The sequence below is a fragment of the Pseudolabrys sp. genome (genome assembly GCF_035943735.1).
GTDB lineage: Bacteria > Pseudomonadota > Alphaproteobacteria > Rhizobiales > Xanthobacteraceae > Pseudolabrys.
In genome coordinates this window covers 92,973-105,901 of the sequence record NZ_DASZBV010000017.1, presented here as the reverse complement: position 1 = coordinate 105,901, position 12,929 = coordinate 92,973, and the positions used below count along the sequence as shown (strand labels likewise).

Annotated in this window: 13 protein-coding genes; 4 read left to right on the top strand and 9 right to left on the bottom strand. The window is 65.4% G+C overall.

Annotated elements, in window-relative coordinates:
• Window positions 1–179 precede the first annotated feature (179 nt).
• Entirely contained in the window at window positions 180–1,193 is a 1,014-nt protein-coding gene (locus tag VGV41_RS11610; RefSeq protein WP_326863994.1) for an alpha/beta fold hydrolase, read from the bottom strand.
• A 149-nt stretch (window positions 1,194–1,342) separates the two neighbouring features.
• Here VGV41_RS11610 and VGV41_RS11605 point away from each other — a divergent pair, with 149 nt between their 5' ends.
• Window positions 1,343–2,251, top strand: a complete 909-nt coding sequence (locus VGV41_RS11605; protein ID WP_326863993.1) for a VOC family protein — start codon at window positions 1,343–1,345, stop codon at window positions 2,249–2,251.
• A gap of 41 nt (window positions 2,252–2,292) precedes the next feature.
• Here VGV41_RS11605 and VGV41_RS11600 read toward each other — a convergent pair whose 3' ends face one another.
• Both VGV41_RS11600 and VGV41_RS11595 read right to left on the bottom strand, forming a co-directional pair.
• Window positions 2,293–3,606: a HAMP domain-containing sensor histidine kinase gene (locus VGV41_RS11600; protein ID WP_326863992.1), complete on the bottom strand. Its 1,314-nt coding sequence runs from the start codon at window positions 3,604–3,606 to the stop codon at window positions 2,293–2,295.
• Window positions 3,603–4,319 carry a response regulator gene (locus tag VGV41_RS11595; RefSeq protein WP_326863991.1) on the bottom strand — a complete coding sequence of 239 codons (717 nt, stop codon included), beginning with the start codon at window positions 4,317–4,319 and terminating at the stop codon, window positions 3,603–3,605. Before VGV41_RS11595 ends, VGV41_RS11600 begins: the two co-directional genes overlap by 4 nt.
• 195 nt (window positions 4,320–4,514) lie before the next feature.
• Here VGV41_RS11595 and VGV41_RS11590 point away from each other — a divergent pair, with 195 nt between their 5' ends.
• Window positions 4,515–5,225 (top strand): Spy/CpxP family protein refolding chaperone, encoded by a 711-nt coding sequence (locus VGV41_RS11590; RefSeq protein ID WP_326863990.1) that lies wholly within the window; start codon window positions 4,515–4,517, stop codon window positions 5,223–5,225.
• Between the two features lie 78 nt (window positions 5,226–5,303).
• Here VGV41_RS11590 and VGV41_RS11585 read toward each other — a convergent pair whose 3' ends face one another.
• On the bottom strand, window positions 5,304–5,780 hold the full coding sequence (locus VGV41_RS11585) for a hypothetical protein (RefSeq protein WP_326863989.1): 477 nt from the start codon (window positions 5,778–5,780) through the stop codon (window positions 5,304–5,306).
• Window position 5,781: 1 nt separating this feature from the next.
• On the bottom strand, window positions 5,782–6,420 hold the full coding sequence (locus VGV41_RS11580; protein ID WP_326863988.1) for a hypothetical protein: 639 nt from the start codon (window positions 6,418–6,420) through the stop codon (window positions 5,782–5,784).
• Between the two features lie 224 nt (window positions 6,421–6,644).
• On the opposite strand from VGV41_RS11580, the gene VGV41_RS11575 reads away from it, so the two are divergent.
• Complete coding sequence (locus VGV41_RS11575; protein WP_326863987.1) at window positions 6,645–7,607, top strand: hypothetical protein; 963 nt, start codon at window positions 6,645–6,647, stop codon at window positions 7,605–7,607.
• A 46-nt stretch (window positions 7,608–7,653) separates the two neighbouring features.
• On the opposite strand, the gene VGV41_RS11570 is transcribed toward VGV41_RS11575, so the two are convergent.
• Window positions 7,654–9,171, bottom strand: coding sequence for a L,D-transpeptidase (locus VGV41_RS11570; RefSeq protein ID WP_326863986.1), 1,518 nt, complete (start codon window positions 9,169–9,171; stop codon window positions 7,654–7,656).
• 159 nt (window positions 9,172–9,330) lie between these two features.
• Window positions 9,331–10,302, bottom strand: a complete 972-nt coding sequence (locus VGV41_RS11565; RefSeq protein ID WP_326863985.1) for a tripartite tricarboxylate transporter substrate binding protein — start codon at window positions 10,300–10,302, stop codon at window positions 9,331–9,333.
• Between the two features lie 147 nt (window positions 10,303–10,449).
• On the opposite strand from VGV41_RS11565, the gene VGV41_RS11560 reads away from it, so the two are divergent.
• Window positions 10,450–11,412 carry a tripartite tricarboxylate transporter substrate binding protein gene (locus tag VGV41_RS11560; protein ID WP_326863984.1) on the top strand — a complete coding sequence of 321 codons (963 nt, stop codon included), beginning with the start codon at window positions 10,450–10,452 and terminating at the stop codon, window positions 11,410–11,412.
• A gap of 9 nt (window positions 11,413–11,421) precedes the next feature.
• Here the strand turns inward: VGV41_RS11560 and VGV41_RS11555 are convergent, their stop codons facing one another.
• Window positions 11,422–12,177, bottom strand: coding sequence for a DUF1194 domain-containing protein (locus VGV41_RS11555; RefSeq protein ID WP_326863983.1), 756 nt, complete (start codon window positions 12,175–12,177; stop codon window positions 11,422–11,424).
• A gap of 133 nt (window positions 12,178–12,310) precedes the next feature.
• Window positions 12,311–12,868, bottom strand: a complete 558-nt coding sequence (locus VGV41_RS11550; protein WP_326863982.1) for an MOSC domain-containing protein — start codon at window positions 12,866–12,868, stop codon at window positions 12,311–12,313.
• Window positions 12,869–12,929 lie beyond the last annotated feature (61 nt).

Here is a 12,929-nt window from a genome sequence, read left to right as displayed (position 1 = left end):
CTCCGATCGTTGCTTTTGATCCGGCACTCATCCCCGTCCACCTCATCCGGGTGGAACCTAGGGCGGATCAATCGATTTTGGCTCAATTCATCGGCTAAAATTTTAGCGATCTGCGGCTTTGCACCACACCGTCGCGGGTGCCTTGCATTGGTCGGTAAATGACAAGCGTTTATTTACCATCACGCGGGCGGCAGCCCGGCGAGAAAGGCGCCCAGATGGCCCTGCCAGAGCTCGGCGCGCATGGTCGTATAGTGACCCTGCGTTAACGCTCCCGCCGGCAGCGTCTTGCACCGCGCCCCGGGAATCCTGGCGATGGCCGGCTCCAGCACGCCGAGCTCGGGCGGATTGAGCGCGTCGTCGGCGAAATTGAGGGCGAACAGCCGCGCCTTGATGCGGTCGAGCGCGCCGGACGGATCGTAATCCATCGAGGCCTCGAGCTGGTAGAGCCGGTCGTTGGCGTCGCCTTTCGCCGCCCGCTCCACGAAGCGGCGGTAGAGCTCGTCGGCCGCGGCGCGCGTCGGCGCCATCTCCTGGATGCGCACCACGCTCTGCGTCATCAAGGCGCCGATCGGCGCCGTCAGCACCCAGCGCGTCGGATTGCGTTCGTAGTCGCCGTTATTCCACTCCGGATCGCTGCGGATCGCCTCGATATTGATGCGACGCTGGATCCAGTTGCGGCCGCTCATCGGTCCGGGCTGGCTGGCGATCGGCATCAGCGCGTCCATAAAATCCGGATACATTTCGCCGAACATCCAGGTCAGCATGCCGCCCATCGACAGGCCCAGCACGAGCCGCAAGTGCCGGACGCCGAGATGCTTGGTGAGCACCTGATGCTGCGCCGTGACCATGTCGGCGTACCGATAATGCGGAAACCGCGCGCGCAGGCCGTTGCTCGGCTTGCTCGAGCGGCCGAAGCCGATCATGTCGCCGGCGACCAGAAAAAACTTGCCGGCGTCGAGCGGCTGGCCCGGCGCGAACAGATGATCGGCGATCTCCGGCGACAGCCACGTCGCGCCACTGCCGGTCGTATTGTGCAGCAGGAGCACGGCATTCGTGATCTCGCCGGCGGCATTGCGCGTTGGCGTGCCGAACGTGACGACATGCTGCTTCAGCTCGGCGAGTGGCTCACCGCTGGCGAAGACAAAGTTTTTGAGGATGAAAAGATGCTCGGTCTGGTTAGGCCAGGATGTCATGGTGCCTCGGTGGCGGGGGGAGACGCGCGTATTGTTGGTGCAAATGCTTATCCCGCGGCCTTCACAATCCGCCCTGCTTTGCGCTACGAGCTTTAGCATGAGCTCATCCGGAGGGTCCACGACGTCCCTCCTCCACACACGGAATTCCCATGCCGACCTATAGCGTACGCGCCGTCCGCGCTGTGGACTTTGGCGTCACCGGTCTGGAGACGGCAGCGCGGTTCTTCTCGGACGTGTGGAATCTGACGCCGATCGCCGGTCCGGCCGACGAAGTGCTGATGCGGGGCACCGGCGCGTTTCATCATATCCTCCGGCTGCACCGGGCGCCGCACCTCGGCCTCACGCGCATGGTCCTCGATGCGGCCGACCGGGCCACGGTCGACGGCCTGCATCGCCAGGTCGTGGGCGCCGGCGGCACGGTCGACGGTTCGCCGCGCGCGCTCGCCGCGGGCGGCTACGGCTTCGGCTGCCGCGATCCGGAAGGCCGTAGCTTCGCCGTCGTCTGCGGCCTCGCCGATCATGCCGATGCCGCCGACCGGGCCGACCGGCCACGCAAGATCTCCCACGTCAATCTCAATTGCGCGGACAACGAGGCGACCTTCGCCTTCATGCGCGACGCGCTCGGCTTCCGCCTGTCCGACCAGACCAGGCAATTCCGTTTTCTGCGCTGCGACAACACCGACCACCACAGCATGGTCATCGGCTTCAACACGGCCGCGACGCTCAATCATGTCGCCTTCGAGATGCCGGACGACGATTCCACAATGCGCGGCATCGGCCGCATGCGCGACCACGGCTATCCGGTGGAATGGGGCCCGGGACGGCACGGGCCGGGCAACAATGTCTTCGCCTATTTCTGCGGTCCGGAAGAGATGCCGCTGGAATACACCTCGGACATGCAGCAGGTCGGCGAGGACCACCGGCCGCGCAAGCCGGAAGAATGGGTCTGGCCGCCGGGACGCGTCGACCACTGGGGCCTCACGCCCGGTCCGAGCGCGCGGGTGAAGCGCGCGCAGACCTTGTTCCGCTGCTCGCCTGAGGGCTACCGGCTCGGCTGAGCGAGGCGCGGGGTCACTTTCTCCCAGATCGTACGCAGCCCTCAGACCTCAAGCGGGACCGCAATGCGTGCAATGAGGCCGTGCGGCTTCGCATCGACGAGTTCGAGCCGGCCACCGTTCTGCACCGCGATGGAGCGCGCGATCGACAAACCTAGGCCGAAGCTGTCGCCGTCATTCAGGCTGCGCGCCGCGTCACCCCGGTAGAACGGCTCGAGGACACGGTCCTTCTCTACGGCCGGGATGCCGGGGCCGTCATCTTCCACCTCGATCAGCGCCTCGGCGCCCGCGCTGCGCACGCGAACCTCGACCGATCCGCCGAATTTCAGCGAGTTGTCGATGAGGTTCTGGATCGCGCGCATCAATTGCTCAGGCGCGCATCGCACGTAGAGGTGCGCCGGAGCGTCGTAGCGCAGGGCATGGCCGGCATCGGAAAAGTCGTCACAGACGGTTTGCACCAGCGGCGGCAGATCGGTGGTTACGCGCGGCGTCGGTTCGAGCTCGCCGCGCAGGAACCAGAGCGCGGATTGCACCAGGTTTTCCATGGTCGATAGGTCGCGCAGGATCGGAGCACGCCGGTTCACGTCGTCAATGTCTTCGGCGCGGAGGCGCAGCCGGGTGATCGGCGTCCGCAGGTCATGACTGACCGCCGCGAGCATGCGCGTGCGATCCTCGATCAGCGTCACGACTCGCGCCTGCATGTCGTTCAGCGCCTTGGCGACACGGCGCACTTCGACCGGGCCGGCTTCGGACAGGAGCGGACTGCGGGCCGTGACCGTGAAACGGTCGGCGGCACTGGCGACGCGCGCTAGCGGAGCCGCGAGTTGCCGCGCCGCCCAAAGCGACAGAAGGATGAGCGCGCTCGCCATGAAGGCGAGCGTGCCCAACACCACCGGCGACAGGAAGGGGTGCCGAGGGGGCGCGCGAAGAGGTACGGCCAGCGCTCGGCCATCGGCGAGGCGGGCGACGGCGATTTGCTGCGAAGCGTCGCCGGCCGGGACATGTGCGATGAAGACCCCCACACCGTTGACGCGGCCGATCAGATCGGGGAGGAAACGGTCCTCCGGCGACGCGTTGTCCGCCGCCGGCGCCTGCGACAGCACCAGCAGATCCGGGTAAGCGCGCTGCGCAGCGATCAGCATCGCCGCGCGCAGCGTCTCGTCCGGCTCGGCCGCAATAAGCCGCTGCGTTGTGACGAGGCTCTCTATCTCCAGGAACGGCGGCTCCGGCGCGTGGCTGTGGCCGAAGAAGATGACGGTCGTGATCGCGACGTGCGCGACGACGATCGCGGTGACCACCAGAACGGCAATCTGCGTACCGATACGGCTCGGCATGATGCGCTGCATGAACGCGTTCATGCCACGGTCACCTCAGGCGAGAACATGTAGCCGCCGGAGCGTATCGTCTGGAACAGCACCGGCACCTTCGGATTCTGCTCCATCTTCTGCCGTAGTCGGCTGACGAGGATATCGACGCTGCGTTCGAACGGATGTGCCGCGCGGCCCTGCGTGAGATCGATCAGCTGCTCGCGCCGCAGCACCCGGCGCGGTCGCTCGCAGAGGACGAGCAGCAGGTCGAACTCGGCGCCGGTGAGCGCGACATGCGCGCCGTCGGGATTGAACAATTGCCGCGCGTGGCGATCGAGCCGCCAACCCGCGAAATTGAAGACGCCACTTTGCGGTGCCACCTCAGCGCCGTGGACGGATGTTCGCCGCAACACCGAACGGATGCGCGCCAGCAATTCGCGCGGGTTGAACGGCTTGGCGAGATAGTCGTCGGCGCCCATTTCGAGCCCCACGATGCGGTCGATGTCCTCGGCCTTCGCGGTGAGCATGATGATCGGCATCATCGAGCTTGCGCGCAGGCGCCGGCATATACTGAGCCCATCCTCGGCCGGCAGCATGACGTCGAGCACAATCAGGTCGATTCGCGCGTCCCTGAGCTCCTTGTCCATGGCCCGGCCGTCACTGGCAAGCGACACCCGCATGCCGTTGGCGCGCAGAAATCGCGAAACGAGAGTGCTCACTTCGCGGTCGTCTTCGACGACGAGGATGTGGGGCTGTAAGCTCATCGGTACCGGATAGCGCGTTCAGCGCGCCAGTCAACGCGCCCGTTTTGTTTCCAAATGTTTCTAGACCGAAGAAACCCTCGGGATTTTGCGGATCCGGAGACATTGCACGAAAGCCGCGAAACAAAACACTAAATGATCGACGCATTTCGGCGAGGCTCCGCCGCTATTCCGGGCGCCTTCACGAAAGGAGTTGTCATGAGCCTCGCAACCAGAGTTCTAACGGTCGCCGCCGCGGCAGGCATTTTGATGCTGGCGCTCGGCAATGGCGACCGGGCGCCGGCCGGCGCCTCGGAGACGGGGACTGCCGCTGTCGCGGCGGTGCGCTGGAAAGATCAGGCGCGTGTCGCGCAGGCGGCCCCCGGTTTCGACGAAGCGGGCTTGCTCACGCAACTCGCGCAGGCCTCGGGTCCGGCCGGAGTCCCGCTGGGACCGGCGCATCAATTGCCGCCGCGACCGCTGCCGCCGCACGACGCCGCCGCGGGACCGTTCGGCCCGCCGCCCGAGCCGCCGTTTTTCGCCGGACCGCGGCCGATGATGATGTCGCGCATCGCCTGCGAGACGCGTCTCGATTTTCAAGCAGGCATGGCTGGCTATCTGACGAGCAAATTGCGTCTCACCGACGAGCAGCGGCAGGCCTGGCGGAAGGTGGAGGACGCGGCCCAGCCGGCGATCGCCAAGCTGCACGCCGCGTGCGACCGCTTGGCGCGCGGGCCGGGCGACGCCAAGAACGTGCCGAACGAGCTCGATGTGCTGGAGGCGCAGGCTTCGGCAAGACTCGATCTCGTGCGGGCGACGCACGGGCCTGTGCTTGCCTTGTATCAGATGCTGACGCCGGAGCAGCGCGCCGAATTGCGTCCGGCCATGCCGCCGCCGATGCCGATGCCGATGCCGATGCCGATGCGCTGACCGCGCCACGCGTCGAAAAAAAACGACGCCGGGTGGGGCCTGCGGCGTCGTTTTCACAGATCAGGCCGACTAACAGGATCAGGCCTGAACGTTCAGGACCAGCGACTGGATTTGCGCGGCGAGGCTGCTGCCGCTGGTGTCGTAGGTCGACGAGCCTCCGTTCGAGCTCTTCAGCGAATTCAGGAAGTCGGTCAGAAGCGTGGTGATGTCGGAGCTCGACGAACTCGAATCCGACGCGCTCGAACCGGTGCTGGCGGCCAAAGCGTCCTGGCCGCCGGGGCCTCCCGGTCCGCCGGGGCCGCCAGGACCACCGGGCCCGCCCTTGAAGGCGTTGGCGAAGACCTGCTTGAGTTCGTCGGCCTGCGAGCTGGTGAGCTTGCCATTGGTGACTTCGTTCGAGATCAGGTCGTTGATCTTCGACTGCATGTCGGTCCGCGACGGCTTGCCGCCGCTGGTGGCATCGCTCTTGAGCGAAGAGTCGATGTCGGTGAGCGCCGCGCTGAGTGCGTTCTGGTCGGACGAATTGATCGTGCCGGAGGATACCTCCGAGTTCAATTCATCTTGCAGTCGCGCAAGCGGCGAGAAGGACGACGAGGCCATACTGGACGAAATTGCAGACATAGGCAGTCCCCCAAATTTGCTGGCATACCCCAGCGCCATTTCGAGAGGGACGGTAGGCGTCGCTCATTAACCACAGGCTAAAAGGCCTGAACATTCGGTTCAGGATTGTTTCTAATGGCGCTCCGGAAACAATCAGAAACAAAGTCGTGCTTCGCGACGCCGGCGAATCCTCCCTCACTGCTCTCGCCTGATAGCGAAGAGTTTGTTCGGTGAGGTTGCCGCGACCGGCCCGCGTCTTCAGCGCGGCGGCGCTTCGCATCTCGCGCAAACATGAAGCGATCGATTCTGCACTGGGGGACAGATGCCGGAAATCGTGTTTCGATGCCCGGAGACAGGGTACAAAGTCCAAGCCACGTTCGAGGATCAACGGGTCCAGGACGCGTTCGTGCGTCTCGCCTGCATGGCGTGCGGCCTGGACCATGCAGTGAACAGATACACGGCGCGCGTCGAGGGCGATCACTGCGATGCGCCTTTGGACGGCGACTTCTAGCAACGCTACACCCCACCAGACCTCAGTTGGCGCGAGGCGACCGGGGGCCGCATATGGCTCGACGCAGACCATCGGGCCGATCATGCACAGGTCTGCTTGACCGCGCGGAGCAGCCAACCGCGGACACGGGTCTCGAGCCGCGGCAGGCGGTGACGCGCCTCACTGCACCGCGATGTGCGCGCTGATGATGATCTCGCCCCACCGGCACCGTTATCTGGCGCTATTGCAATCCAACAGGTATTGCAGATTATGATGTGGCTCGCGGGTGATATGAGCTGGAACCTGACCCGGCGGCTGGGGGTGCGGGAATGCGAACGTCCTGGTGGGCCTACATATTCGTAGCGGTTCTGGCATGCGCGGCAGGGTATCAACACGTCGATCAGCCGTCGTGGCCGGCCGGGTCAGCGGGATCATCGAAGCAGCCTGACCGACATCCGCTCGCGCAAAAGGCGGAGCTGCCGCCGCGTTACACAGACGACGGGCCGCTGAACGACGAGCGGAACCCGGACAGCGACTCGGCTGCTGCTTTGGAGCCCGATCAACCGGCCGATGCTCGGAAGGAAGCGCGTCTGGAGGAGGCTGCCGGCGCCGCTACGATCGAGCATTCCGAGCGGAACGATGCAAAGCGAAATCTACCGTACTTGTCCTATTACGCTTATTCGGAAGTGCCTCCCGACACCAAGCCGGCGGATACTGTTCTGGAGTCTCTCAAGGACATCCCGCCGGGGACACCGATCGACGAAATCAAGCGGGTATCCGACCTCCTGGGACTCGACTTCACTTTCATGAAGGCCGTGGCGAAGATCGAGTCCGGCTTCGACCCCAAGCAGCGCACCGGGTCGTATATTGGCCTGTACCAACTGAGCAGGAGCGAATTCCAAAAGTACGGCGACGGCGACATTCTTGATGCGCGTGACAATACTATCGCCGCCGCACTGAAGTTCATGACCGAAGGCATCCTGTTTGAGATCTTCACGCACAGGAAGCCGACCTTGAGCGACGTCTACCTCATTCATCAGCAGGGGATCGATGGCGCGGCAGAGCACGTAAGCCACCCGCATCGGCTTGCGTGGCGGTCAATGTGCGCGACGGACGAAGGCAGGGAAAAAGGCGAGAAGTGGTGCAAGCGCGCCATCTGGGGCAATACGCTTCCGGCGGTCAAACGCATCTGGAAAAACGTCAATAACGTCACCTCTGGCGCCTTTGTCGCTATGTGGCGACAGCGGGTGTCCCAGTTTTACGCGCGATATTCCGAAGCCGCTGCGAACTGACATCTCGGCACGTTCTGTCAGGGACGAACGGATATCCGCCAACGCGCTACCACCAGCTCCATGGCGCCCGATAATAGCCGCGGCGCCGAGGCGCATTACGCCAACCGTCCTCAAAAGCAGGGAAGCCGCTGCGTCGGACGTCGTCGTCGCCGGCAACGTCAATGTTGGTGCTGGGCTTGCGCGTGATGAACCCGCCCTGCGGCTGGTTGCTCAGCACCGCGACGAATTCGGTGCGATAGTTGGTCTCGCTACTCAGCGGCTCGTCCGAGATGACGATCGAGGATCGAGGCGAGGCGGTCGGCGCAATGCGGCCGAGCACCTCCTGCGGGATGGTGACGCGGTCGAGCGCGTTCTTGGCGTCATCCCCGTTGTCGATCGTGACCACGGTCCAGCGCAGGCCCGCGCCGGTTCGGGCCATCGCGGTGAACACATGCGTGCCGATCGGTTTGTCGGGATTGCGGATGGTGACCGGAACTTCGATGGTTGCGTCGAATACCTCACCTCCGTCAGGCCAGTGCTTGCGCGTGTTGCGTCGAACGTAGAGCTTCTGCGTGGCGCGGCTGATGTAGATCGAAACCGGTTCGAGAGCGAGCTTCGCTTCGTTCGCGGCTTTGGCAGCGGCAACCTTTTTGGTTTCGGCCGCCTTCACGGCGTCTTTTGCGGCCGCATACGCATCGCGTTCCGAGCTCGCATCGGCCGTGGCGGCGTCGAGCCGCATCCCCGCTTCCGCGGCCCTGGACGCGGCCTTGCGCCGCCGCTCCTCGGCCCGCGCCTTGGCTTGGTCGGTCTTTGCCGCGGCGAGCGCCTTGTCGGCGAACGCGAGCTCGGCGTCGGCGCGGGTCTTGAGCGATTTCAGTTTGCGTAGCGATGCCGTGCGCGATGCCGTCTCGCGTGTTGCGCGCGCCGCAGCTTTCTTTGCCTCGTCGGCCGCCTTTTTGGCCTTGGCGGCCTCGCGGGCGAGCGTCTCGGCACGCATCGGGGCCGCGGCGAGAGCCTCCGCATTCGGCGTCAACAACGCCGGATGGGAAATCTCCACCGGGGCGGCGTCGTTCGGCGCGATGATCACGCGCATCCCGATCCGCGTCTTGTCGTACAGCTTCTCGGCAAAGCCGTAGGGCATCCGAATGCAGCCGTGCGAGGCGGCATACCCAGGCAGCGGCCCGCCGTGCAGCGCGATGCCGTTCCAGGTGATGCGCTGCATGTTCGGCATCCAGGCATCGTCGTACATGGTGGAGTGGTGGTCTCTTTCCTTCTCCAGGACGGCGAAGACGCCAGCGGGCGTCTCGCGCCCCTTGATGCCGGTCGATACCGGTGCACGCAGAATCCAGCCGTCGGCGTCGTAGAACGTGACTTGCTGGGTCTTGATGGACACGATCGCCATGATCGGCTCACCTGCAGCGCGCGGCGCCGCCGTCTCTGCGGGTTGCGTGTGACGTGGCTGCTTCGCCAGGGCGTCGGCGGTCAGGGCTGTCAGCGCGGCCACCGCCGCGAGCGCTACGAGGGCAGGAGGCCGCCAATGCCGCATCGCCGCGGTGAAATGTGCCGCTGCCAATCGATTGACCATCCGCCCTCCGGATTGCATGTCTGCCCGGCTGCCCGGTCCGTGGTCTCGGTAGCCTACCGCTGCCTGCCCCTCCAAAACAACATGCTCGCCTGCCGCCGTACTGCGCCGGGCAGCCAACCGCGGCTACGGATCTTGGGCCGCGGTAGGCGGTGACGCACCTCACTGCACCGTGATGTGCGCGCTGGTGATGATCTCGCCCCACTTCTTGCGCTCGGCAACGATCAGGTCGCCGAACTCCTTGGGCGTGTCGCCGACAATGCGCATGCCGCGATCGCGCATTTTCTGAATGCGGGGCGACTTCACCGCCTTGACCACCTCGGCATGCAGCCGATCGACGATGGCCTTCGACGTGCCGGCCGGCGCCACCAGTCCGAACCATGACGACGCTTCCCAGTCCGGCAGTCCGGCTTCCGCCGCCGTCGGCACGTCGGGCAGCACCGACAGGCGCTCCTTGCCGGCGACCGCCAGCGCCCTGATCGAGCCGGCCTTGATGTGGGCGAGCACAGTCGGCGGGTTGTCGACCACGCCGTCGATCTGACCGGCGATGAGGTCGGTCACCGACGGCGCCGCGCCCTTGTACGGCACGTGCGTGAATTTCATGTGCCCGGCATGCATCAACAGCTCGAGACCGAGATGGCCGGTGGTGCCGATGCCGGCCGAACCGAAATTCAGCTTGCCCGGATGCGCGTGCGCGAAATCGACCAGTTGCTTGAGCGTGGTGATGCCGGTCTTCGGATGCACGACCACGACCATCGACATGTCGGCGACCATCGAAATCGGCACGAAGGCCTTGTCCGGATCGAACGGCATCGACTTGTAGAGGAACTGGTTGATGCTCTGGATGCCCGGCGAGGTCATCAGCAGCGTGTAGCCGTCAGGCGCCGCCTTGGCGGCGATGTCGGCGCCGATATTGCCGCCGGCGCCCGGCTTGTTTTCGACGACGACCGGCTGCCCCATCGAGCGGGACATCTCGTCGCCGAGCGCGCGCGCCAAAACGTCGACCAGCCCGCCGGGCGGAAACGGCGCGATGATGTGGATCGGCCGGTCCGGATAGGTCTGCGCCCAGGCGCCCGTGCCCATCGCCGTCGCCAGCGCGCCAGCCAGAAAAATCCTGCGTGTGGTGCGAAACATGTCTCCCCCCGACTGTTTTGCGGCGAGACTAGCGGCGGCACTCGCCCTGTCAATTCGGCAGGCGCGTTCGCGCGCGACGGGGATGGCAGCGCGGGCGATTTTGTGTGAGCTTGGCGACAAAGAAAAACGAGACTTGGGGGAGAGAAAATGCGCCGGCTTGTTCTCACGACGATTGCACTGATCTGCGCTTGCAGGGCTGCGGTTGCGGCGGATTTTCCGGATCATCCGATCCGGCTGATCGTGCCGCAGGCGGCGGGCAGCGCCACCGACAACGCCGCGCGGCTGCTCGGCGCCGTGCTGTCGCAGGAACTGGGGCAGCAGGTCATCATCGACGACCGCCCCGGCGGCGCGCTGACCATCGGGCTCGACCTCGTCGCCAAGGCGCCGCCGGACGGCTACACGCTCGGCATGGGGCCGATCGGGGCGCTCGCCATCACCCGTCACATGGTGAAAAAGCTGCCCTACACCATCGAGCGCGATTTCCAGCCGATCGCGCTGGTGACGCGAGGGCAGATGCTGCTCGCGGTGTCGCCGCAGCTGCCGGTGAAATCGGTCAAGGACCTGATCGCCTATGCCAAGGCGCATCCGGGCAAGCTCACCAACGCCTCCTCCAGCAACGGTTCGCCCGGCCACATCGGCGGCGAACTGTTCAAATTCATGACCGGAGTTCAGATTGTCCACGTCCCCTATCGCGGCGGCGCCCTCGCCATCCAGGATCTGATGGCCGGCCGCGTCGACGTGATGTTCGAAAGCCTGCAGTCGATCGCGCCCTTCGCGCATGCCGGCAAGGTGCATGCGCTGGCGGTGACGGCGGACCATCGCTCGCCGGCATTTCCCGACTTGCCGACCGTCGCCGAGGCCGGCGTGCCAGGCTACGACGCCGCGACCTGGACCGGCGTGATCGCGCCCGCGGGCGTGCCGCGTCCGATCGTCGACAAACTCAATGCCGCGATCAACAGGGCGCTGAAATCGCCGGCCTTCCTGCAGAAGTTCGAGAAGACCGGCGACGAGCCCGGCGGCGGCACGCCTGAGGAGTTCGCCGCCACCATCGCCAAGGATTCCGCCAAGTGGGGCGACGTGATCGCCCGCGCCGGCATCAAGCTCGAATGAAGCGTCGCGTCAGCGATCGCCCGCGCCCGGCGCGGACAAGCTTGCGCGTCTGCGCGGCGCATTGCGCATCGAAACTTCGGCGACAAGCTTGTCCGTCATTGCCTGCGCGAAGGCGTCGAAATTGACGATCTGCAGCACGAAGGCGCCGGGCCCGCCGATTACGTTGTCGTGGTAGTAATGCTGAAGGCCGCCCGGCGGATGCGTATGGGCATAAAGATACGTGCCGAATTCGCCGCCGGTCTTCTCGTTGATGATGGCGAGGCCGTTGATCGTTATCCCCTTCTCGACCGCTTCGTCGCGCGCCATGGACACGGCACGTCCCGAATTACTGGTGCCGTCGCCGGAGACGTCGATGACCTGACGTTCGGTCATGAATTTCGCCGCCGCGAGACGCTTGACCGCAAAATCAATGCCGTCGCCGATCGCGGTGCGGCCAGAGCTCGAGCGCGGCGCATCCAGCAGGCGTTTGGCGAAGACCTCGGCGCTGTCGCGGTCGCGGACCACCGTCCAATCGACGACAACCGTCTGATCGCCGATGCCGGCCCATTCGATGAAGCAGAGCGCCACGGCACCGTGCCGCATCGAGGCGAGGACGGCGAGGAACTGCTTGCTGGTGATGGCAGCAGCATAGCCCTGCCGCTGCAGCTTGAATTCGTCTTCGTCGATGCTGCGCGAAACATCGGCGGCCAGCGCCACCGCAGCATCGACGGTCTGCGCCCGCGCCGGCATCGGAGGTCCGAGCAGCACGCCTGCCGCAATCGCCAAGAAAGCCCATGCTGCAGTCGGGCGGATCACCTTGTCCCCGCGACATCGCCAACGACGGCTATTGTGCCGCAAAACTTTGAAAACGGCCAGCGGCGAACACAGCCGCACGCGCCTTTAGAGTGCGGAGGAAAGTTCAGACGCGCTCGAGCCGCCGATGTGGTTCCGGCGGCAGTTCGACGCGAATGGCATCGCCGGCGCGTATGTCGCCGCCGACAAGGACGACAGCCATAATGCCGGCCTTGCGCACGACGTCGCCGGATTCGTCCTTGTCGAGAACGGCGGCCATCAGGCCGGGCTGGAAGTCATTGAGCTGCCGGCACGGATCGCGCAGCCCGGTGACGCCGACAACCGCGTCCGCGCCGAGGTGCAGCCGCGTCCCCTGCGGAAGCGCAAGCAGATCGATGCCGCGAGTGGTGATGTTTTCGCCAATGACGCCCGGCGCCAGCTCAAAGCCTCCGGCGCGAAGCTCCGCAAACAGTTCCTCATGGATCAGGTGAACCTGGCGCAGGTTCGGCTGCGTCGGATCCTTGCGCACGCGCGAGCGGTGCCGAACCGTGACCCCGAGATGGGCGTCGCCCTCGACCCCGAGGCCGGCCAGCAGCCTGATGCGCTCACGCACCGGCTTGCTGAAGCGATGGTCAGCGTCAAGAGACACCGCCACGACCACTCCGGACGCTGCCGTTTCAGCCATCATGGACCTCTAGCCCCCGCTCCTTTCTAGACGTAGCGATCCGCCGGCACCACACTATTTG